The sequence below is a fragment of the Phaeobacter sp. CC-HEC084 genome (assembly GCF_059429255.1).
Map to the genome: position 1 here is coordinate 581639 of NZ_JCAIJQ010000002.1, position 21647 is coordinate 603285.

20 protein-coding genes are annotated in these 21647 nt (G+C 62.6%); 17 read left to right on the forward strand and 3 right to left on the reverse strand.

Translation table 11 applies throughout. The features are described 5' to 3' along the window. Positions 1-5: 5 nt before the first annotated feature. From AC5SSZ_RS03165 to ribD, 15 genes are all read left to right on the forward strand, one after another. On the forward strand, positions 6-1436 hold the full coding sequence (locus AC5SSZ_RS03165) for a Glu/Leu/Phe/Val family dehydrogenase (protein ID WP_065270919.1): 1431 nt from the start codon (positions 6-8) through the stop codon (positions 1434-1436). A 317-nt stretch (positions 1437-1753) separates the two neighbouring features. Next, positions 1754-3007 carry a sarcosine oxidase subunit beta family protein gene (locus AC5SSZ_RS03170; protein WP_065270918.1) on the forward strand — a complete coding sequence of 418 codons (1254 nt, stop codon included), beginning with the start codon at positions 1754-1756 and terminating at the stop codon, positions 3005-3007. Between the two features lie 72 nt (positions 3008-3079). Then, the gene (locus AC5SSZ_RS03175; protein WP_495436880.1) at positions 3080-3349 is read left to right on the forward strand and encodes a sarcosine oxidase subunit delta; all 270 of its coding nucleotides are present in this window, start codon (positions 3080-3082) and stop codon (positions 3347-3349) included. Positions 3350-3351: 2 nt separating this feature from the next. After that, positions 3352-6297: a sarcosine oxidase subunit alpha family protein gene (locus AC5SSZ_RS03180; protein WP_495438315.1), complete on the forward strand. Its 2946-nt coding sequence runs from the start codon at positions 3352-3354 to the stop codon at positions 6295-6297. Beyond that, positions 6290-6835: a sarcosine oxidase subunit gamma gene (locus tag AC5SSZ_RS03185; protein WP_495436882.1), complete on the forward strand. Its 546-nt coding sequence runs from the start codon at positions 6290-6292 to the stop codon at positions 6833-6835. Before AC5SSZ_RS03180 ends, AC5SSZ_RS03185 begins: the two co-directional genes overlap by 8 nt. Positions 6836-6872: 37 nt before the next feature. Next, positions 6873-7235 (forward strand): hypothetical protein, encoded by a 363-nt coding sequence (locus AC5SSZ_RS03190; protein ID WP_370570835.1) that lies wholly within the window; start codon positions 6873-6875, stop codon positions 7233-7235. 1 nt (position 7236) lies between these two features. Continuing rightward, positions 7237-9234, forward strand: a complete 1998-nt coding sequence (gene dnaG / locus AC5SSZ_RS03195; RefSeq protein ID WP_274836025.1) for a DNA primase — start codon at positions 7237-7239, stop codon at positions 9232-9234. 132 nt (positions 9235-9366) lie between these two features. Continuing rightward, complete coding sequence (rpoD, locus tag AC5SSZ_RS03200) at positions 9367-11361, forward strand: RNA polymerase sigma factor RpoD (protein WP_065270913.1); 1995 nt, start codon at positions 9367-9369, stop codon at positions 11359-11361. A 192-nt stretch (positions 11362-11553) separates the two neighbouring features. Further along, complete coding sequence (locus AC5SSZ_RS03205; protein WP_065273528.1) at positions 11554-11847, forward strand: hypothetical protein; 294 nt, start codon at positions 11554-11556, stop codon at positions 11845-11847. Positions 11848-12006: 159 nt separating this feature from the next. After that, positions 12007-12414 carry a hypothetical protein gene (locus tag AC5SSZ_RS03210; protein WP_495436885.1) on the forward strand — a complete coding sequence of 136 codons (408 nt, stop codon included), beginning with the start codon at positions 12007-12009 and terminating at the stop codon, positions 12412-12414. A gap of 140 nt (positions 12415-12554) precedes the next feature. Beyond that, entirely contained in the window at positions 12555-12974 is a 420-nt protein-coding gene (locus tag AC5SSZ_RS03215) for a hypothetical protein (RefSeq protein WP_274867319.1), read from the forward strand. A gap of 88 nt (positions 12975-13062) precedes the next feature. Then, positions 13063-13500 carry a hypothetical protein gene (locus tag AC5SSZ_RS03220; protein WP_274832411.1) on the forward strand — a complete coding sequence of 146 codons (438 nt, stop codon included), beginning with the start codon at positions 13063-13065 and terminating at the stop codon, positions 13498-13500. 53 nt (positions 13501-13553) lie between these two features. Next, entirely contained in the window at positions 13554-13970 is a 417-nt protein-coding gene (locus tag AC5SSZ_RS03225; RefSeq protein ID WP_495436888.1) for a secondary thiamine-phosphate synthase enzyme YjbQ, read from the forward strand. 122 nt (positions 13971-14092) lie between these two features. Further along, on the forward strand, positions 14093-14557 hold the full coding sequence (gene nrdR, locus AC5SSZ_RS03230) for a transcriptional regulator NrdR (protein WP_065270909.1): 465 nt from the start codon (positions 14093-14095) through the stop codon (positions 14555-14557). 44 nt (positions 14558-14601) lie between these two features. Then, positions 14602-15678 carry a bifunctional diaminohydroxyphosphoribosylaminopyrimidine deaminase/5-amino-6-(5-phosphoribosylamino)uracil reductase RibD gene (gene ribD, locus AC5SSZ_RS03235; RefSeq protein ID WP_495438316.1) on the forward strand — a complete coding sequence of 359 codons (1077 nt, stop codon included), beginning with the start codon at positions 14602-14604 and terminating at the stop codon, positions 15676-15678. A gap of 10 nt (positions 15679-15688) precedes the next feature. Here the strand turns inward: ribD and AC5SSZ_RS03240 are convergent, their stop codons facing one another. From AC5SSZ_RS03240 to AC5SSZ_RS03250, 3 genes are all read right to left on the reverse strand, one after another. Further along, positions 15689-17704, reverse strand: a complete 2016-nt coding sequence (locus tag AC5SSZ_RS03240; RefSeq protein ID WP_495436890.1) for a capsule polysaccharide biogenesis protein — start codon at positions 17702-17704, stop codon at positions 15689-15691. Positions 17705-17711: 7 nt separating this feature from the next. Next, positions 17712-18845: a polysaccharide biosynthesis/export family protein gene (locus AC5SSZ_RS03245; RefSeq protein WP_495436892.1), complete on the reverse strand. Its 1134-nt coding sequence runs from the start codon at positions 18843-18845 to the stop codon at positions 17712-17714. Positions 18846-18941: 96 nt separating this feature from the next. After that, the gene (locus AC5SSZ_RS03250; RefSeq protein ID WP_495436894.1) at positions 18942-20237 is read right to left on the reverse strand and encodes a capsule polysaccharide biogenesis protein; all 1296 of its coding nucleotides are present in this window, start codon (positions 20235-20237) and stop codon (positions 18942-18944) included. Between the two features lie 221 nt (positions 20238-20458). Here AC5SSZ_RS03250 and AC5SSZ_RS03255 point away from each other — a divergent pair, with 221 nt between their 5' ends. Further along, positions 20459-21046: a riboflavin synthase gene (locus tag AC5SSZ_RS03255; RefSeq protein ID WP_495436896.1), complete on the forward strand. Its 588-nt coding sequence runs from the start codon at positions 20459-20461 to the stop codon at positions 21044-21046. After that, positions 21046-21645, forward strand: coding sequence for a hypothetical protein (locus AC5SSZ_RS03260; protein WP_495436898.1), 600 nt, complete (start codon positions 21046-21048; stop codon positions 21643-21645). The genes AC5SSZ_RS03255 and AC5SSZ_RS03260 overlap by 1 nt, the downstream gene beginning before the upstream one ends. The last annotated feature ends 2 nt before the right edge of the window (positions 21646-21647 follow it).

Genomic DNA, 21647 nt, shown 5'->3' on the forward strand with positions numbered 1-21647 from the left:
CGAGCATGAGCAGCCAGAACGAACCCAGTTTCCGCGAGAGCGTCGATTTGATGTTCAACCGGGCGGTCTCCATTATGGACCTGCCGCCGGGGCTTGAGGAAAAGATCCGGGTTTGCAACGCGACCTACACGGTGCGGTTTGGCGTGCGCCTGCGCGGCAAAATCCATACCTTCACCGGCTATCGCTCGGTGCATTCCGAACATATGGAGCCGGTCAAGGGCGGTATCCGCTATGCCATGGGCGTCAATCAGGACGAGGTCGAGGCACTGGCGGCGCTGATGACCTATAAATGCGCCCTGGTCGAAGCGCCCTTTGGCGGCTCCAAGGGCGGTCTGTGCATCGATCCGCGCGAATACGAAGAGCACGAGCTGGAGCTGATCACCCGCCGTTTTGCCTATGAGTTGGCGAAACGCGATCTGATCCACCCCAGCCAGAACGTTCCGGCGCCCGACATGGGCACCGGTGAACGCGAAATGGCCTGGATTGCCGACCAGTATGCGCGCATGAACACCACTGATATCAACTCTCGTGCCTGCGTCACCGGCAAGCCCCTCAATGCTGGCGGGATCGCTGGCAGGGTCGAGGCAACGGGGCGCGGCGTGCAATACGCCCTGCGGGAGTTCTTCCGCCACCCCGAGGATATTGCCAAGGCGGGCCTGTCGGGCACCCTCGATGGCAAGCGCGTCATTGTGCAGGGTCTTGGCAACGTGGGCTATCACGCCGCCAAGTTCCTGAGCGAGGAAGATGGTGCCCTCATTACCGGGATCATCGAACGCGACGGTGCCCTGCACCGCGAAGAGGGGCTGGACGTGGAGGCCGTGCGCAACTGGATCGTCAAACATGGCGGCATCTCCGGGTATCCCGACGCCACCCATACCGCCGATGGTGCCGCGCTTTTGGAGCAGGACTGCGACATCCTGATCCCGGCGGCGCTGGAAGGTGTCATCAACATGTCCAACGCCGCCCGCATCAAGGCGCCGCTGATCATTGAGGCCGCCAATGGCCCGGTCACCGCCGGCGCGGATGAGGTGCTGCGCGACAAGGGGACGGTGATCATTCCCGACATGTACGCCAACGCGGGCGGCGTGACGGTCTCTTACTTTGAATGGGTCAAGAACCTCAGCCACATCCGCTTTGGCCGTATGCAGCGCCGTCAGGAAGAGGCGCGCCACCAACTGGTGGTGGACCAGATGGAGAGCCTGAGCGAGGCGCTGGGCAAGACTTGGTCGCCAAGCCCGGATTTCAAACAGAGGTATCTGCGCGGTGCCGATGAGCTGGAGCTGGTGCGTTCCGGCCTCGATGATACCATGCGTATCGCCTATCAGTCGATGCGCGAGGTCTGGCATGACCGCGACGACGTGATGGACCTGCGCACTGCCGCTTATCTGGTCTCGATCGAAAAAGTCGCAGCCAGCTACCGCGCCAAGGGGCTGTAAGGGGTATTTCTCGCAAACAGCTGATCGCAATCTTGCGGCGGGCCCTGTGCCCGCCGTTTCTGTGTGTGGAGGGCTTACTGATGCGGCCACGGCAGTGTGGGAATTTGCACCTTGGTCCAGTTGCGTCACGATCTGTCGTATTGAGGACTAGACAGACCTGCCCAGAAAGGGTGCATTGCGGCCAGTGCGATGCGCGGTTCCGGGGCTTTCTGTCGAAAAAGGGGTAGGAGCCGCCCGGTAAAATCGCTAGCACTACGATAGAGCCTGCGGCGCCATACATGCGCAGCGAGGGCGGGACTGAAAGGTGGAGGTCACAGATGCGGTTTTCGGGTTGGCGGGTGCTGAAGGAAGGGCTGACCGGCAACAAGGGCTGGCGTCCGCATTGGCGCGATCCCGAGCCCAAGCGCGAATATGATGTGATCATCATCGGCGGCGGTGGCCACGGTCTGGCGACGGCTTACTATCTGGCCGCTGAGCACGGTATTACCAATGTCGCGGTGCTGGAGCGTGGTTATATCGGCGGTGGCAACGTAGGGCGCAACACCACCATCGTGCGCGCCAACTACTACCTTCCGGGCAACTCCGAATTCTACTCTCACTCCCTGCGCCTGTGGGAAAGCCTGGAGCAGGAGCTGAACTATAACGCGATGATGTCGCAGCGCGGGATCATCAACCTGTTTCACAACGACGGCCAGCGCGATGCCATCGTTCGGCGGGGCAACTCCATCGTCAATCAGGGGGACGATGCGGAACTTCTGGACCGCGAAGGCGTGCGCCGCATGGCGCCTTTTCTCAACTTCGACAACAACCGCTTTCCGATCATGGGCGGTCTGCTGCAGCGCCGGGCCGGCACTGCGCGCCACGATGCGGTGGCCTGGGGCTTTGCCCGTGGCGCCGACATGCGCGGGGTCGATCTGATCCAGAACTGCGAAGTCACCGGTATCGACGTTGAAAACGGACGCGTCACGGGGGTGCAGACCGCGCGCGGGCCGATCCGGGCCAAGAAGGTCGCGATGGCTGCCGCCGGGCGCTCCGGTCAGGTGGCGGCAATGGCGGGGCTGACCCTGCCGATCGAAAGCCACGTCTTGCAGGCCTTCGTTTCCGAAGGGGTGAAGCCGATCATCGACAACGTCATCACCTTTGCCGAGGGGCATCTGTATATCAGCCAGTCCGACAAGGGCGGGCTGGTCTTTGGCAGCTATCTTGATTTCTACAGCTCTTATGCGGCGCGGGGGAACCTGCCGATGGTGGAGCACACCATGGAAACCTGCATGGCCATGGTGCCTGCGGTGGGCAAGGCACGGCTCTTGCGCAGCTGGGGCGGCATCATGGATATGACGCCGGACGGATCGCCCATCATCGACCATTCGCCCATAGACGGGCTCTATCTCAATTGCGGCTGGTGCTACGGCGGCTTCAAGGCTACGCCGGGCTCCGGCAATGTCTACGCGCATCTTATTGCCACCGACCGCCCGCATGGCGCGGCAACCCGGTTCAAACTGGATCGTTTCCGCACCGGCGTCGGACTCATGGATGAGGAGGGGACCGGTGCTCAGCATAACCTGCATTGACCCCGCGACGCGCCGAACGGCGGCAAGAGAGATGAACGGAACACGGATCAGAACCACGGGAGTGCGGCAGTCATGAGGATCACCTGCCCGAATTGCGGAGAGCGGGACCGCCGCGAATTCTACTATCGCGGTGCGGCGCTGGAGCAGCCCGCAGCGGATGCGGATCTAGACGTCTGGCACCAGCACGTGAACCTGCGGGAAAACCCGGCAGGCCCGCTGGAAGAGCTTTGGTATCACGAAATGGGCTGCGGCGCCTGGTTGAAGGTGCTGCGCGATACCGCAAGCCATGAGATCCTTGAGGTGACACTGGCCTCGGACGCGGGTCTGGGAGGTGCGGCATGAGCATGAGATTGCCCGGCAAGGGGCTGGTTGAAGGCGCAAAGCCGGTCACCTTCTCCTTCAACGGTCGCCACATGATGGGGCTCGAAGGTGACACGCTGGCCTCGGCCTTGCTGGCCAATGGCGTGCATCTGGTGGGTCGGTCGTTCAAATACCACCGCCCGCGTGGCATCCTCACCGCTGGCAGCGAAGAACCGAACGCGCTGGTCACCGTTGGCAGCGGCGAATTCGCCGATCCCAATGTGCGTGCCACCACGCAGGAATTGTTCGAAGGGCTGAGCGCCAGCAGTCAGAATTGCTGGCCTTCGGTCGAGACCGACCTGATGGCGGTCAATGATCTGGCGGCGCCGTTCCTGGGGGCGGGGTTCTACTACAAGACCTTCATGTGGCCGGCGGCCTTCTGGGAAAAGCTTTATGAGCCGATGATCCGCCGCGCGGCGGGGCTTGGCGCGCTCAGCGGCGCGGCCGATCCGGATTGCTATGAGAAAGCCTATGCCTTCTGCGATCTTCTGGTGATCGGATCGGGACCGGCGGGTCTGATGGCGGCGCTGACCGCGGGGCGTGCGGGCGCTGATGTGATCCTGGCCGAAGAGGACAGCCGCATGGGCGGACGTCTTTTGACGGAACAGGAAGACATCGACGGCAAGCCTGCCCACCTTTGGGCCGAGGAGGCTTTGAAAGAACTGTCGGAGATGGACAATGTGCGCCTGATGCCGCGCACCGCCGTGACCGGCGCCTATGACCAGGGCACCTATGGCGCGCTGGAGCGGGTTTCTCATCACATGCCGCGCCGTCATTCGCTGAAGGAATGCCATCTGCCGCGGGAATGTTTCTGGCGTATTGCTGCCAAACACGCGGTACTGGCGGCCGGCGCGATCGAGCGTCCGGTTGCCTTCCGCAACAACGACCGCCCCGGCATCATGACCGCCAGCGCGGTGCGGGCATATCTCAACCGCTGGGGCGTTGCCCCGGGGGAGCGGGTTACCATATTTGCCAATAACGACGATGCGCACCGCACCGCCCGTGATCTGGCGCAGGCAGGCGTGCATGTCGCGGCGCTGATCGACAGCCGCCACGATGCGCCGGGAAGTGATCTCTTCCCGGTAATGAAGGGCGCGCAGGTCTGCGACGCAGGCGGGCGCAAGCGGCTGGAAAACATCACCGTGCGTTCTGTCGCTGGTGAGGAAAAGATCCAGACAGATTGCCTCGCCATGTCGGGCGGCTGGAACCCGTCGGTGCATCTGACCTGCCATCTGAATGCCCGCCCGGTCTGGCGCCGCGATATCGCCGCCTTTGTGCCGCGCGAGGGCAGCGTGCCGGGTCTGGTGACAGCGGGGGCCTGCAATGGCGAGTTCTCCACTGCCGGTGCCCTGCGCGAAGGCGCTGTAGCGGCAAGTGCTGCGCTTGGGGCGCTGGGCCTCAAGGTGGTCTCTGCGGATCTGCCGCAGGCAGAGGATGATCCCTATCGCATCACCCCATTGTGGGCGGTGCCGGGCAAGGGGCGCGCCTGGCTCGATTTTCAGAACGACGTTACCGTCAAGGATGTGAAACAGGCCGCCGGGGAGAACTTCCGCTCGGTCGAGCATATGAAACGCTACACCACCCAAGGTATGGCGACGGATCAGGGTAAGAACTCGAACGTGGCGGCGCTGGCGGTGCTGGCTGATGCCACCGGGCGCAGCATCCCGGAAACCGGCACCACCACCTTCCGCCCGCCTTTCGTGCCGGTCAGCATCGGCGCCATGGGTGCGGGGGCCGAGGGGCAGGGCTTCAAGCCGCAGCGCCACCTGACCTCGCATCAGGCAAGCGAGGAACGCGGCGCGCAGCAGCTGGAGGTCGGCCTGTGGTACCGGGCCGCTTATTTCCCGAAACACGGGGAGACCAACTGGCGCCAGTCCTGCGACCGCGAAGTCACCTATGTGCGCAATCATGTGGGCATCTGCGATGTGTCGACCCTGGGCAAGATCGACATTCAGGGCCCCGACGCGGGCAAGCTGTTGGATTTCGTCTATACCAACATGTTCTCGACCCTGAAGGTCGGGCGCACCCGCTATGGCTTGATGCTGCGCGAAGACGGATTTGTCATGGACGATGGTACCACCGCGCGTCTGGGCGAAGAGCATTTTGTGATGACCACCACCACCTCTGGTGCCGGCCAGGTGATGGCGCATCTGGAATATGTGATGCAGGTCCTGCGCCCCGACTGGGATGTGCGCATCGCCTCGGTCACCGAACAATGGGCGCAGTTCGCCGTCGCCGGTCCCAAGGCACGGGCGCTGCTGAATGGTCTTCTCGACAGTGAGATTGACAGCGAAAGCTGGCCCTTCATGGCCTGTGGTGAGGTCTCGGTGATGGGCGTCGCGGGGCGGCTGTTCCGCATCTCCTTCAGCGGCGAGGAAGCCTATGAACTGGCGGTTCCGGCCCGCTATGGCGATGCGCTGTTCCGCGAGTTGGTCTCGCGTGCCGAGGCCGCAGGTGGCGGCGCCTACGGCATGGAGGCGCTGAATGTCCTCAGGATCGAAAAGGGCTTTATTACCCACGCGGAAATCAACGGCACTGTGACGGCCTTTGACCTTGGTCTGCAGGGCATGATGTCGAAAAAGAAGGATTTCTTTGGAAAGCCCATGTCCCAGCGCGAAGGGTTGATGGCAGAGGATCGTATGCAGATGGTCGGCCTCAAGCCCGTCGGCGCGGTCAAGCAGTTGACCGCTGGGGCGCATCTGTTCAATCCCGAGGACCCGGTCGAGCGGGTGCACGATCAGGGCTATGTCACCTCGGCCGGGTTCTCGCCCACGCTGGGGCATTCCATTGCACTGGCCTTCCTGACGAAGGGAGCGAAACGGATCGGCGATACCGTGCGTCTGGTCGATCACATGCGTGGCATCGACACCCTGTGCGAAGTGGTTGAACCGCAATTCTATGACTCGGAAGGAGAGCGTGCCCGTGGCTGAACTGACTGCAAAAAGCCCCTGTGACGGTCTGCTGCCGGTCACCGTTGGCGCCCTGAAGCTGAGCGAAGAGGATCTGGGCCATCTGACCACCATCGCGGTGTTCAACGGTAAGGATCAGGCATTGGCTGCGGCGCTTGAGGCCGCCCATGGCATGAAACTCCCGGCGCCGGGGCGCAGCACCGGCAAGGCGGGCAGCCGCGCAATCTGGTTTGGCCGGAACATGGTTTTGCTGACGGGGCCCGCGCCGGATGCATCGCTGGCGAGCCATGCGGCGCTGACGGATCAGAGCGATGCCTGGGCCGTGGTGCGGCTGGAAGGGGCAGGGGCCGAAGACGTCCTGGCCCGGCTGTGCCCCATCGATCTGCGCGCGCAGAGCTTTAAGCGCGGCCACACGGCGCGCACCGAATTGCGTCACATGATGGCCTCGGTCACGCGCATTGGCGCGGACAGTTTCCAGATCATGGTGTTCCGCTCGCTTGCGGCGACGCTGGTGCACGATCTGAAAACAGCCATGGAAGCCGTCGCCGCGCGGGGGTAGTCTTCCGGGATCACCAACTGATTCCCGGAGCGTATCTATGATCCGCATTCTTCCCGTCGCGACCCCTGTCGCAGCCATTGTGGCTGCCCTCCTTTCTGCGCCCGCATATGCAGATGAAAACAAAGAGGAAAGCTGCAAATATCAAGGGCAGGTGATGGCCGCCGTGCAGCAGGCGCGGATGGACCGGGTGCGGCAGGAAAAGGTGGAACAGACGATTCTGGCGGACAATCCCGACTGGCCGGAACAGTATTCCAAGGCGATCCCGCAGCTGACCGCGCATGTGTACTCATTGAAGCGCCGTGATCTGCGCAAGGTGGACCTCGGCGCCACCTTTGAAGAGCAGTGCCTGGAAAACTGGGATCAGATTCAGGCGATGAAAAAACAGCTGCAATCGAACTGACATGTCTCTGCCGCCCGGTTTTCTGGATGAATTGCGTACCCGGACCAGCCTGACCGCTGTCGTCGGGCGCAAGGTCATGTGGGATCAGCGCAAATCCAACATGGGCAAGGGCGACATGTGGGCGCCCTGTCCGTTTCATCACGAAAAATCCGCCAGTTTCCACGTCGATGATCGCAAGGGCTTTTACTATTGCTTTGGCTGTCAGGCCAAAGGTGATGCGCTGAAATTCGTGCAGGAAACCGAAAATGTCGGCTTCATGGAGGCGGTCGAGATTCTCGCGGGGGAGGCGGGCATGGAGATGCCCCGGCGCGACCCGCAGGCGCAGCAGAAACAGGACCGCCGCAGCCAGCTGGCCGAGGTGATGGAACAGGCGGTGCAATTCTTCCGCCTGCAACTGAACACCCAGGGCGGCACCGCCGCGCGCGCCTATCTGGCGGGACGTGGCCTGACCGGTGAGGCGCTGGAGCGCTGGCAGATCGGCTTTGCCCCCGACGGTTGGCAGGGGCTTTGGGATCATCTGCGCGGCAAAAGCGTGCCCGAGGACCTGATCATGGCGGCTGGGCTTGCCAAGCCCTCAAGCAAGGGCGGCAAACCCTATGACACCTTCCGCAACCGGATCATGTTCCCGATCCGCGATGCGCGGGGACGGGCGATTGCATTTGGCGGGCGGGCGATGGACCCTAACGACAACGCCAAATACCTGAACTCTCCCGAGACCGAGCTCTTTGACAAGGGGCGCAGCCTGTACAATCACGGTCCGGCCCGCGCCGCCGCTGGGCGGGACACGCCACTGATCGTGGCCGAAGGCTATATGGATGTGATCGCTTTGTCAGAAGGCGGCTTTGCTTCCTGCGTGGCGCCGCTGGGCACGGCGATTACCGAAAATCAGCTGCAGATGCTGTGGCGGATGTCGGATGAGCCGGTGATCGCCCTTGATGGCGACAAGGCGGGAATCCGGGCGGCCATGCGGCTGATTGATCTGGCGCTGCCGCGTCTCGAGGCCGGGAAATCCCTGCGTTTTGCGATCATGCCAGAGGGCAAGGATCCCGACGACATGATCCGCAGCGAAGGCCCCGCCGCGGTGCAGGCCGTGCTGGATCAGGCGATGCCGATGGTGAAACTGCTGTGGCAGCGCGAAACCGAAGGGCGTGTGTTCGACAGCCCCGAACGCAAGGCGGCGCTGGACAAGGCGCTGCGCGAAAAGATCCGCCTGATCCGAGATCCCTCCATCCGCCAGCACTATGGCGAGGATATCAAGGAGCTGCGCTGGCAGCTGTTCCGCGGCAACCGTCCGCAGCGCAGCGAAGGGTTTTCCCCGACGGGCAGCAGCCCCAAGGGCGGACGCGGTTTTCGCGACGGAGCGCGACCGCCCTGGCGCGGACCGGGAGCGGTTCTGACCCCACTAGCCAGCACCCGCAGCTCGCTGCTGGCGGGATCGGACGAGGCAGGCCTAGCGCGCGCACGTGAGGCCGTCATTCTGGCCACCGTGATCACCACCCCCGCGGTGGTCCATGAGTTCGAAACCAATCTGGAGCGGATGCTGTGCACCGATCCGGATCTGGCGGCCCTGCGCGACATGGTCCTGCGCTATGGAATCGACGCACCGGAGCGGCTGAAAGAAGAAATCGAATACAGCCTAGGCCCGCACGCTCTTGAAAATCTCTTTGCCCTTCGCCATGTGGCAATTATCCCCTGCCTGCGCAAACCCGGCGATGCTGAGGCTGCCCGGCTGACTCTGGCCGAAGAGTTCCCGAAACTCGAAGCCCTGCGCGGGCTGGACGCGGAACTGGCCGAGGCGGAGGAGGACCTGAGCGGACTTGCGGACGAGGCTTTGACCTGGCGGTTGAAGCAGGCCGCCGAGGCGCGGAACAGGGCCGTGCGAAGTGAAAATGAAGACAGGGCACAATATGACGTTGGCGAGAACGGCGCCCGTCTGGATCGCGAGGAACGCGATGCATTTGGCGCCCTTCTGGACCGAATCGGCTTTTCCGAGAAATGACACACCTTTGGACAAAAGGGTGTTTTCCTAAGGAAGAGCGAAAGAAAATTGGGTAAACGGGGTGACGAATCAGAAGTTCGCGCTAATGATTCGCGATACCCGAATCGCCCCAGCCTCTTAGAGGAGCATTGAATGGCCGCCAAAGACACCGACGACCGCAAACCTGACGATCAGGAAGCCGAAATCTCTCTGGACATGAGCCAGGCCCAGGTCAAGAAGATGATCGCGGAGGCCCGCGAGAAGGGGTACATCACCTACGATCAGCTCAATCAGGTCCTGCCGCCGGATCAGGTCAGCTCGGAACAGATCGAGGACGTGATGTCGATGCTCTCCGAAATGGGCATCAATATCATCGAGGACGAAGAGGCCGAAGAGGAAGAGCAGAACAAAGGCTCGACCGAACTGGTGACGACCGAATCCAACCGCGAAGTCGCGGTGGCCGGGGCGGCTGCGGAAAAACTGGACCGCACCGACGACCCGGTCCGCATGTATCTGCGTGAAATGGGCTCTGTCGAACTGCTGAGCCGCGAAGGCGAGATCGCCATCGCCAAGCGGATCGAAGCCGGCCGGAATACGATGATCCTGGGCCTTTGCGAAAGCCCGCTGACCTTCCAGGCGATCACCATCTGGCACGACGAACTCCTGTCCGAAGACATTCTGCTGCGCGACGTCATCGATCTTGAGGCCACCTTTGGCAACCAGATGGACGAAGAGGGCGAAGTTGCCGAACCGGTGGTGAACACCGGTGCGGTGTCCGATGCCGCCAAACCCGCCAAGGAAGACAAGGGGCCCGAACTCGACGCCGACGGCAATCCGATTGCCAGCGATGACGACGATGACGAGGACGAACAGGCCAATATGTCCCTGGCTGCGATGGAGGCCGCACTCAAGGATCGCGTGCTGACCACGCTGGAGCAGATCTCCTCGGATTACGCTCAGCTGAGCGAAATGCAGGACAGCCGGATTTCGGCCACTCTGAATGAGGACGGATCGTTCAGCGCGCAGGACGAAAAGACCTACCAACAGCTGCGGTCCGAGATCGTGGAACTGGTGAATGGTCTGCACCTGCACAACAACCGTATCGAAGCCCTGATCGACCAGCTTTACGGCATCAACCGCCGCGTGATGCAGATCGATAGCGCCATGGTGAAGCTGGCTGACCAGGCCCGTATTAACCGTCGCGAATTCGTTGAGGAATACCGTGGCCGCGAGCTGGATCCGAACTGGCTGGCGGATATGTCCGCGAAACCGGGGCGGGGCTGGCAGATGTTCATCGAACGCTCCACCGACAAGGTGGAAGAGTTGCGCGCTGACATGGCGCAGGTCGGCCAGTATGTCGGTCTCGATATCAGCGAATTCCGCCGCATTGTGCAGCAGGTGCAGAAGGGTGAAAAAGAGGCGCGTCAGGCCAAGAAGGAAATGGTCGAGGCGAACCTGCGTCTCGTGATCTCCATCGCGAAGAAGTACACCAACCGCGGCCTGCAGTTCCTCGACCTCATTCAGGAAGGCAACATCGGCCTGATGAAGGCGGTGGACAAGTTCGAATACCGCCGCGGTTACAAGTTCTCGACCTACGCCACATGGTGGATCCGTCAGGCGATCACGCGCAGTATCGCGGATCAGGCGCGCACCATCCGTATCCCTGTGCATATGATCGAGACGATCAACAAGCTGGTCCGCACCGGCCGTCAGATGCTGCACGAGATCGGCCGCGAGCCGACGCCGGAAGAACTGGCCGAAAAACTGCAGATGCCGCTTGAGAAGGTCCGCAAGGTGATGAAGATCGCCAAGGAGCCGATCTCTCTAGAGACGCCCATCGGCGACGAGGAAGACAGCCAGCTGGGCGATTTCATCGAGGACAAGAATGCCGTGCTGCCGCTCGACAGCGCCATTCAGGAAAACCTCAAGGAAACCACCACCCGGGTTCTGGCCTCGCTCACCCCGCGCGAGGAACGCGTTCTGCGGATGCGTTTTGGCATCGGCATGAACACCGACCACACGCTCGAAGAGGTCGGTCAGCAGTTCAGCGTGACCCGCGAACGGATCCGTCAGATCGAAGCGAAAGCGCTGCGGAAGCTCAAACATCCCAGCCGCAGCCGCAAGCTGCGCAGCTTCCTCGACCAGTGATCAAAAAGGCGCCCCTCACGGCGCCTTTTTCTTTCTTCCGAAAGGCGTTGAATGCCCTTCCCGTGCAGGCATCTCGCGGGAAGGGCGACGGGCCTGCGCACGTCGTTAACCATCTCTTTACCCTGATCCTTGCCCTTGGTGGGGGAGCTGCGTAAACTTTTGGTTAAGGAACTTTGCATTTCGGGGGAAATGATGTCTGCAAACCGGGGAACCACCGCCGCTCTGAGTGAACTTGAGGAAAAGCTGCTGCATCTCAAGAACCTGACCGAGGCCAACCAGTTCATGCTGGAGGTTCTGAAGGATCAGGGCGAACGCTTGCAGGAAATCGACGGCGATACCGCGCGCAGCATGCTGCGGGAGCAGGCACGAAGCCGGTTCAGCCCGACCAAGGGAAAGACACCGAAACCCGAAGTTCTGGCCATTCTGGAACAGACACTCGGCACACAGCAAAGCGCGCAGATCATTCCCTTTCCCAAACGCAACTGATCCCGGCCCGGCTGGGGAACTGGATGTGCAGGCGGCCGCGTACCTGCTGCGGAATTCAAGCTAAAGCAGCTCTTTGCTGATCTTCTCTAAGTGAGGGCGCCGCCCCTTGGTTCTGCCTACGGGGATCCCTATGTTTGAGAAAACAACGGATTTCCTGCCATGAAGAATTTTCTATCCAGCCTCGGGTGCGCCCTTTTTCTCCTGTCTCCCTCCGTGGGGCAGGCCTTCACGCTTGCCAATGGGGTGCAGGTGAATGCCGTGAGTGACACGGTGTTCGAAGTCGTTCCGCGCAGTTCTGGCACTGTTGAGGAATTCTGGTGCGGGGCCTCCGAATATGCTCGTCGTGTGCTTGGCGCGGATTGGCGCGACCCGATTTATGTCCTGCGTGGGCGCGGTGAAAGCGTCACCACAGGTAAGAGGTCTGCCGTGCAATTCACCCTTTCGGCTGATCAGGTCGCCGGGCTGGGCGCGGATCGCGGTTGGTTCTCCTTTGGCATCCGTCCCGGCGACTCCATGTCGGTCCAGCAGGCCAGAACCTATTGCAACCAGCGTCCGATCCGTCCCTGATACACAGGCCGGTGGGCGCGCCACGTTCGAAGCGACAGATACACGAGAGCGTGATAGCCCCGGGGCTGGCGCGAAGCGGGGCTGGCCCTAGGATCATACCGTGTCAGGAATAGAACTTGACGGTATTGGAGGGTGTCGCAATGGCGCGAAGATTTTCATTTGCAGTGGTCGTCTTTTCGGCCTCGGCGGCTCTTGGCCTTGCCGGGGCGGCCGACGCCTTTACCAGCCGCAAGTCGGCGCGGGTCAACCCGGTATCGGAGCAGGTGTTCGAGGTCGTTCCGATCGCAGGCGGGACCGGATTGGACTATTGGTGTGGCGCTGGGGACTATGCCGTGCGTGCGCTTGGCGCGCCGATGTCGGCAATGGTTTATGTGTCCCGCGCCATGGGACCTAGCGACACGACCAACCGCCGCTCTGCGGTGCAGTTCACGCTCGATGCGAATATGCTGGCGGGAGCGGAGCCTATCACTAATCCGCCGATCAACCGCCTGAACGTCGGCGATGCGATGCAGGTGCGCGCAGCCCTGTCATTCTGTCACCAATTGCCGACGGGTTTCTGACCCGCAGACGGGCGCTGGCGAACCGGCAGAGGTCGCCGAACAGCGGGCCTGTGCTATACTTCTGGTGACGCAACAGGGGAGTAGACCGATGAAACCGATGTTCTGGCCTGCCTTGGCATTTGCGGCGGTCTTTGCGGTGCAGCCTGTTACCGCGCAATCCGTCTCGGTGCAGGCCTGGTGGTCTTGGAACCGCCACGAAGTGCTGCCTGTCGAAGAGGGGGTCTGGGAAGTGGTGAGCCGGGTCGGCACCTCGGCGCAGGATTACTGGTGTGGGATCGGGGATTTTGCCATATCACAGCTGCGAACCAGCGCCACCCAGCGGATCTATGTCTGGGAGGGCGTCGGCCCTTCGGTCAACCGCCCCGGCAGAAAGTCGGTGAAATTCGCGCTGACCCCGCCGCCGGGAGCGAGTACGGAAAAAGGGTATTCCCTGTCAGTGAAAAAGCCGGGCTACAACCTGAACGCCGCCACCGCCCGCAACTATTGCTATGACCGGTTCGACGATCCTTTCTTCCGGCGCCCCTGATCACTTCATAGGGGCACTTGTGAAGCAGCGCGTCCTGCGGCAATGCTGTCCTCATGCAAACCGAATTTCAGATCGAAACGGCTGGGCAGGGCCTTTACGAATTCACCCGCGATATTCAGTCCTGGGTTGGGTCCTGCGGTGTGCGGCAGGGGTTGCTGACGTTGTTCGTGCGGCACACTTCCTGCTCCCTGCTGATACAGGAAAACGCCGACCCCGAGGTGCAGACGGATCTTCGGGCCTATTTTGCCCGACTGGTGCCGCCCAGCACGGACCCGTCGATGTCATATCTGCGCCATACCTACGAAGGCCCCGATGATATGCCCGCCCATATCAAGGCAGCAATGATGCCGGTCAGCCTGTCGATCCCGGTCACGGATGGCGCGGCTGTTCTGGGCACCTGGCAGGGGATCTACCTGTTTGAACACCGCGACGCGCCGCACCGGCGCAAGGTTGCGGCGCATCTTGCGTGAACTGCTTGATCTAGCGGTGTGATTTCGCCTCTACCCAAACTGTTGAGGCTGTCCTATAGTTGTGGATAACTGCGCCGGGTCAGGCGCAATCTACAGGCATTGATCATGAAGGGGACTGGCTGATGCGCTGCCCGTTTTGCGGAAATATCGATACTCAGGTCAAGGATTCGCGCCCGGCAGAGGATCACGTGTCGATCCGTCGCCGCCGCTTCTGCCCGGCCTGTGGCGGGCGTTTCACCACCTACGAACGGGTGCAGCTGCGCGATCTGGTGGTGGTCAAGACCAACGGCAAACGCGAAGACTTCGACCGGGACAAGCTGGAGCGCTCAATCCGCATTTCGATGCAGAAGCGCCCGATCGACCCCGAGCGTATCGATCAGATGATCTCGGGCATTGTCCGCCGCCTTGAAAGCATGGGCGAGACGGATATTCAGTCCAAGAAGATCGGCGAGATCGTCATGGAGGCTTTGGCCCGGATCGACACCGTCGCCTATGTGCGCTTTGCCAGCGTCTACAAGAATTTCCAGGCCGCCGATGATTTCGAGGACTTCGTCCACGAATTGCGCCCGCACCCCCCGGAAGAGTGATCACCCCGATGAGCCGTTATGACATTGCCGTGGATGAACGGTTCATGGCGCTGGCCCTTTCCCTGGGGCGGCGTGGGCATGGCAATTGCTGGCCCAACCCGGCGGTGGGCTGCGTCATCGTCAAGGATGGCCGCATCGTCGGGCGGGGCTGGACCCAACCGGGCGGCCGCCCGCACGCGGAGCCGCAGGCGCTTGCGCAGGCAGGCGCGGCGGCGCGGGGCGCCACCGTCTATGTGACTCTTGAACCCTGTTCGCATCATGGAGCGACACCGCCCTGTGCGCAGGCGCTGATCGACGCCGGGGTGGCGCGTGTGGTCGCGGCCATCGGCGACAGCGATCCGCGGGTTTCGGGGCAGGGGTTTGAAATGCTGCGTTATGCCGGGGTGGAGGTCACCACCGGGGTTCTCGCAGAACAGGCCGCCCGCGATCACGCTGGTTTCTTCCTGAAGACCGAACAGGGGCGGCCCTTCGTTACCCTGAAACTGGCCAGCAGTTTCGACGGGCGGATTGCCACCGGATCGGGGCAGAGCAAATGGATCACCGGCCCCGAAGCACGCCGCGCAGTGCATGCGATGCGTGCCTGTCATGATGCGGTCATGGTCGGCGCTGGGACCGTGCGGGCGGATGATCCGTCGCTGACCGTGCGCGATCTGGGCATCGACAAACAGCCGGTGCGGGTGATTGCCTCCCGCCATCTGGATCTGCCGCTGATGAGCCAGCTGGCCCGCACTGCGCAAGAGGTGCCGGTCTGGCTGTGCCACGGGCAGGGCGCCGATATCGAGCGGCTGCGCGCCTGGGAAGGGCTGGGCGCCCGGTTGCTGCCCTGTGCCAGCCACGGGGTGCAGCTCTCGGCGGTGGATATCCTGCAGCAGCTTGGTCAGGCGGGTCTGACCCGCGTGTTCTGCGAAGGCGGCAGCGCGCTGGCGGCCTCATTGCTGGCCTTTGATCTGGTGGATGAGCTGATCGGCTTTACCGCCGGGATCGGCATCGGCGCCGAGGGGCTGCCCTCGATTGGCGCGCTTGGCCTTGGGCGGCTGGACGAGGCGCCCCGTTTTGAACTGGCTGAGGTGCGCCCGCTGGGCGGCGATATCCTGCACCGCTGGCGCCGGTCGCTGAGCTAGGGTTTACAGCTCACCGCCACAGGTGGGCGTAGGTTGCAAACAGGCCCTGTAGTTTTGACAGGCTGCGGTTGCCAAGGCCGGGCGATGGTTGCTCGCCCTTGATCAGGCGCTCAACCACGACCTCGACAGGGCAGGGTAGCCCTGTTACCGGGTCGTGATAGCGGGGATAATCAATCAGTACCGCATGGGCTAACCCCACGAGACCGGGCCGGGCCTTGCGCCAGGCGGGTGCGGAAATGATGTCCCGGGTCAGCCCCCAGCCGGCATAGAAGGGGGATCCGACCACGGTCACCTTGACGCCCCTCAGCAGTGCCTCGAACCCCAAGAGCGAGGTCATGGTCCAGACCTCCTGCACGTGATCCAGAAGCGCCATCGGATCGGCATTATGCGCCACGACATCGGCCAGATCCTCGGGCACGATCTGCCCCTTGCGCAGACCTGCTTCGACATCTGGGTGGGGCTTGTAGATGATCACCGCCTTGGGATTGGCGGCGCGCACAGCGCGCAAGAGATCCAGATTGCTGCGTATCTTGCCCGCCCCCGCCAGGATCGAGGCATCGTCTTCGACTTGACCGGGTACGAGGATCCGGTGCCCGTCGGGCAGGTCCGGAATGTCGCCGCCGAGATTGTATTTCGACAGGCTGTTCTGCGTCAGGCTCTTGATCAGTCGCTCGGCGCGGCGGGCCTCGGCATCGTTCAGGTCCTCACGCTGGGCGATCAGATCATCCAGATCCGAGGGCTGGCGCGGATCGTAATAGATGCCCTGACGGTCCAGAACCAGCGACATCGGCGGCACCAGTTCGGCGCCAAGACCGCGCGAGCGCAGGAAGCCGTCCTCTAGATGAAAAGCCCCGGCGTGGGATTTGTCTGCTTTGGAGGCCCAGACCATCCAGTTGCGCCCGCTCTTGCGTGCCTTTTCGGGATCCTCGGTGAACAGCATTTTCTTTTCACTGCCGAAAAAGCCCTGCAGTGGCCGCCGTTTCCACATCCGCATGCCGGAGGCGGCCCAGCCGACGCGATCCTGACGCCAGGCGCGCACGCGGGCCTCCAGCGCGTCGATCACGGTCTCCAGCTCACACAGCTGGTCGCGGAAGGGGTCGTACCAGGTGGGGTACAGGATCATTGCCGCGGAAAACAGTTGTGCGCGGGTCAGGCGGCGATTGCGGCGCGGCGGCGGCATCTCGTCCTGCGTCAGGCCCCATCCGGCATAGAAGGGCTGGCCAAAGACGCGCGGTTTGTGGCCTGCCAGAATGGCCTCAAACCCCAGTTGCGAGGAGACGGTATAGACCGCGACCGCACCCTCCAGCAGCGGCCAGGGCGACACGGGACGCGTTAGCAGTTCTATCCGATCATTGGCATCTTCCGGGCCGAAATAACCAGGCCGGTATCCGGCGCGGGTTTCCGGATGGGTCTTGATCAGAATACGGGCGCCAGGGTTTTCCTCTTGCGCGAAAACCAGCATTTCACGAAACCGCGCTGCATCCGCCCCCGAGGCGGTGACCGAGGCATCGCCGCGCGCCTGATCCACCACCAGCACATAGCCGGGATCGGGGACCGGCGCTTCGGCAGCGTAGGCGTTGTACTTGCTGAGGTGGGCATCCATCAGTCGCCCGATGGCATCGCGGGCGCGGCGCATCATGCTGCTGTCATCCAAAGGATGCGTTGCCAGCAGCTGCTCCAGATCAGAAGGGGTGCTGGCATCAAAATGCACGCCCGAGTGGTCCAGCAGCAGCCCCAGAGGCGGCTCCCCCGCGCGCCCCGGATAGACCGAGCGCAGAAATGCGTCTTCGACCCGCAGCAGGGCAGAACCATATTTGTGAGCGATAGCCTTTCCACGATGGGCAGTGGGGGAATTACCCCAGATCCCCACCAGATCCCCATCGCGTGGCAGCCCCAGCCGGATGTCATAACCGGCAAGGGACAGGATCCGACGCAATCGGGATTGGGTCAGGAAACCGCCGTTGTAAACAAAAAGCCGGGATCTGTCGTTCCCGGCTTTCGTTATGCCTGTCGGCGTGTGTTGCATTGCGGTGTTACCCGTCAGCGATGGAGGCGGCGCTCGACAGCGATCCAAGCGGCGAGACCAGCAGCGAAATCGTCTTGGTCCACTGGGTATAGGGCGCCTCGGTGACATAGAGCGTGTCATCATCGCGGATCACGAAATCGCGGGCAATGAACAGCCCGTTCGGCTGCGTTAGATTCAGCACATAGACCATCCGCTGGGCACCGATTAGGTCGTCGCGGCCTAGTACCTGATTGGCGATCTCGGCCGGTTCGTTGCGCAGGATGAACACCCCGGTCGGGTCCGAGGCGGTGGAAATCAGACCGCCAACCTGGGCGATGGCTTCAAGCCCCGACAGGTCCTGGCTTTCAAAGGGAACGCGGGCCTGGGCGCTGGTGGCGCCAAGCGCGGTAAAAGAACGGGTGTCCTCTTCGACAAGGATCTTGTCACCGCCGCGAAGGGCGATGTCGAGTTCGGGATGATCATAGAGGTCCTGGAACCAGATCTTGCCTTGCTGCTTCCCGCGGATCACGGTGACCTGGGCGATTTCGGGCTGGATCGTCACACCGCCGGCCTGGGCCAGCATGGTGGCCAATGTGCGGGTGGGACGCTCGATGGGATAAATCCCCTGTCCGCCCACGGCGCCGGTCAGGCTGACCGTGGCGCCATCGCCGGCCAGACGGCGGACCTGCACCTGCGGATCCGGGGTCTGGTCTTCAAGCTTCTTGGTGATCTCTTCCCGCAGTTGCTCCGGGGTGTTGCCCGACGCCCTGAGGCGACCGGCATAGGGCACGAAGATATACCCGGCGCCATCGACCTGCACTTCTTCAAGCGCGGTCGCGTTCGAGGTTTCGGCGGCCAGAAGGCCATCATCGACGTTTTCCCAGATGGTCAGTCCCAGGACGTCGCCGGGCCGGATGATGTCAGAGGTCAGTCGGCCGGCCGAGGTAAAATCGGATGAAAAGCCAAGCGCGGGCACCACAGCGGTTGCCCGCGCCACCCGGTCATTCACGGAAACGATAAAGGCATCGCCCTCTTTCTGCACCGAACCGGCAAAGATCTGGCGTTTGTTCGGGCCAACCTTGGGCAAGCCACAGGACGCCGCAAGCGATACTGCGGCGAGAATCGCGATAGGGCGCGCCCAGCGAAATGGGACGTTTGTCACTGCTCGGTCTCCTCGACCTGTTATTGTTTTGCCTCAATTTTTTCAGACAGGATAGCGGAGCAGGGAACGGAAATCCAGTCTTGCGGTCTGTGCGGCTCAGTTCACGATACGCAACTGTTGCCGAGGAGCCGCTGTGCCACGCCTCAGCGCATCATAGGGATCGTCCGGCGCCAGCATCATGTCCACCACCTGACGCAGCAATTGCCGCCGTCCTTTGCGAGAGTAGTAGCCCCCCGGCAATTGCGATGTTTCGAGGAGGAAGCGACGGTAATCCTTATAGGCGCGGTTGTCGGGGCGGGCCGGGATGGCAAAGAACTCCCCCAGGCTCTGGGTCGAGACGAACTCGGCCTTGTCATAGACCGCGCGGCCAAAGACCTTGAGCGGTATGCCACGCCACAGGACCTGCTGTCCGGCGGTCGAATTGACGGTAATGGCAGTGCGCGCCTCGTTCAGCAGCTGCGCCAGCTTGCCACCGCGAACGTAGTGAATGCGGTCCTTGATGCCGTGCTCCCGCGCCAGCCTGCGCACCACGCTGCGCAGCGGCACACGGCCATCCTCCAGCGGGTGCGCCTTGATCACCAGGTGGTGGTGGCGCGGCGCGCTTTCGGCGAAACCGGTGATCACCTCGGCCAGGAAATCGGCCATGCTTTCAAACGGGGAATGCATTTGGAACGAGCTATCATGCTCCAGCTGCAAGAGCGCCAGATGATAGGGGAAACCACCGCTGCGGATGCGCCACGTGGCCAGCCGCCGGTCCAGCGCCTGCGCAGGCATTAGCAAGAGCCGTTGCAGGTAAAGCTGGAATTCACGCGCCACCGGTAGTGATCGGTGTGGGCGGAAGTTCCGGTAACGCCGGTTCCGAAACATGACGAACCAGTGATAGAGCGCCCCGTAAAAGATATGCTGCCGCATATCCCCCCAGTGGGATGGGGGCAGTGGCGCCTCCATATCCGACAGGGCCAGCGCCTGCTGCATATCCGGAACTGACATCTCCATCAGGCGCGAATTGCCGTTGGAGCCACCCCGTTCATAGGTTACCCAATAGGGGCGCATGTAACCTTCTTCAAAGACATGCACGCAGAGGCCCCGCTGTTTTGCGGCCTTGATCGCCTCGGCGTGGATCGGGCGAGTGTCACCGTACAGCACGATATCGGTGATCTGATGCTGGTCGCAGATCCCCGCAAAGGTCGCGGGCCAGTCCTGCGGCGTGCCCTGATAGGGAATGTAGCTGGCCCTGTGGCGCCAGAAGGCGCTGTCCCCGGCGTTGAAGCCGACCCGCCATACCGAACAACCTGCCGCGCGCAGCATCGCGCCAAGGCGGTTGAAGAACGGCCCATGCGGCCCCTGCAGAAACAGGAAGCGACGATGCGGATCTGTGTCAGGCTCGGACATGCGATTTCTCGGGTTTCCGGGAATGTACCATCTCCCGGTTAACGAATGACTGGGGCGAAACTAAGGCTGAGGCGGCGGGCGTGCAAACGGGTTCGGTGTCAAGTCACTGCGTGTAAGGCCTGCGGGGACTTGTGAAGCCAGGGTGCAGGCGCTACCTCTTGGCCAACACGGAATGGAGGACGGGCCCTGACCCGTTCAGGCGACTGGCAAGGAGCAGCCCCATGTTCACAGGTATCATCACCGACGTCGGCACCATCAAGGCGCTGGAACAAGAGGGCGATCTTCGCGCGCGCATCAGCACCGGCTATGACACGGCAGGGATCGACCTTGGCGCCTCCATCGCCTCGGATGGGGTATGCCTGACGGTAATCGAGCTGGGACCGGATTGGTACGATGTCCAGATCTCTGCAGAAACGGTGTCCAAGACCAACATCGGCGCCTGGGCCGTGGGTAAACGCGTCAACCTTGAGCGCGCCCTGAAGGTCGGGGATGAACTCGGCGGCCATATCGTATCGGGCCATGTCGATGGCGTGGCCGAGGTGGTCGATATCACGGATGAGGGCGACAGCACCCGGGTGACCCTACGTGCGCCCAAGGATCTGGCGCGTTTCATCGCCCCCAAGGGCTCGGTGGCGCTCAACGGGACGTCGCTGACGGTCAACGATGTTTCGGATTGCGATTTCGGCATCAACTTCATCCCCCATACCAAAGAGGTGACCACCTGGGGGGATGTGAAGCTGGGCGACAAGGTCAATCTGGAAATCGACACGCTGGCGCGTTACGTGGCGCGGCTGGCGGAGGCTGGGTGATGGCCGGGCTGGCATCCGGCGCGGCACCCGCCGGGATCGGCCACAACAACGGCCCCAGCATGGAGCAGGGCCGGGCCTGGCGTGTGCATGCCTGGCGCAGCGCTCAGAAAAAGCTGATGCCGAACACGATCCCGAAACTGGTTCTGCAGATGCGCATCAAACGCGCCGCAGAACTGGGTATGGATTACACGACCTACGCCCGCGTGCGGCAGACCTCGGGGCAGGACATCACGGGGCTGCTGTTCTCCTCCAACGCGCTGCGCATCATTGCCTATGGCGCTCATATGCCTGAGCGTGAGCGGCATGCGCTGGAGGCGGTGCAGAACGCCAGCAAACTGGCGCTAGTGCACCGGCCCAATACGCCCGAGGCGGTGCTCGCCGCGCACCCGGTTCTGAAAGATGCGGGTGCGGCGCCGCGGTTCAGTGAAAGCTGGTCCGAGATGCGCGTGCGGGTCCAGGACCTGATGCGTCGCCAGGGATTGCCCGGCGCCTCGGTGGTGGTGATCGGGGATGCGCCGCTGGAAAGCGAATGGAGCACCGCCGCGCGCGCAGCTGCCTATCTCTCTGCCAGCGAGTATTTCGCGCATCAGTCCGCCTGAGC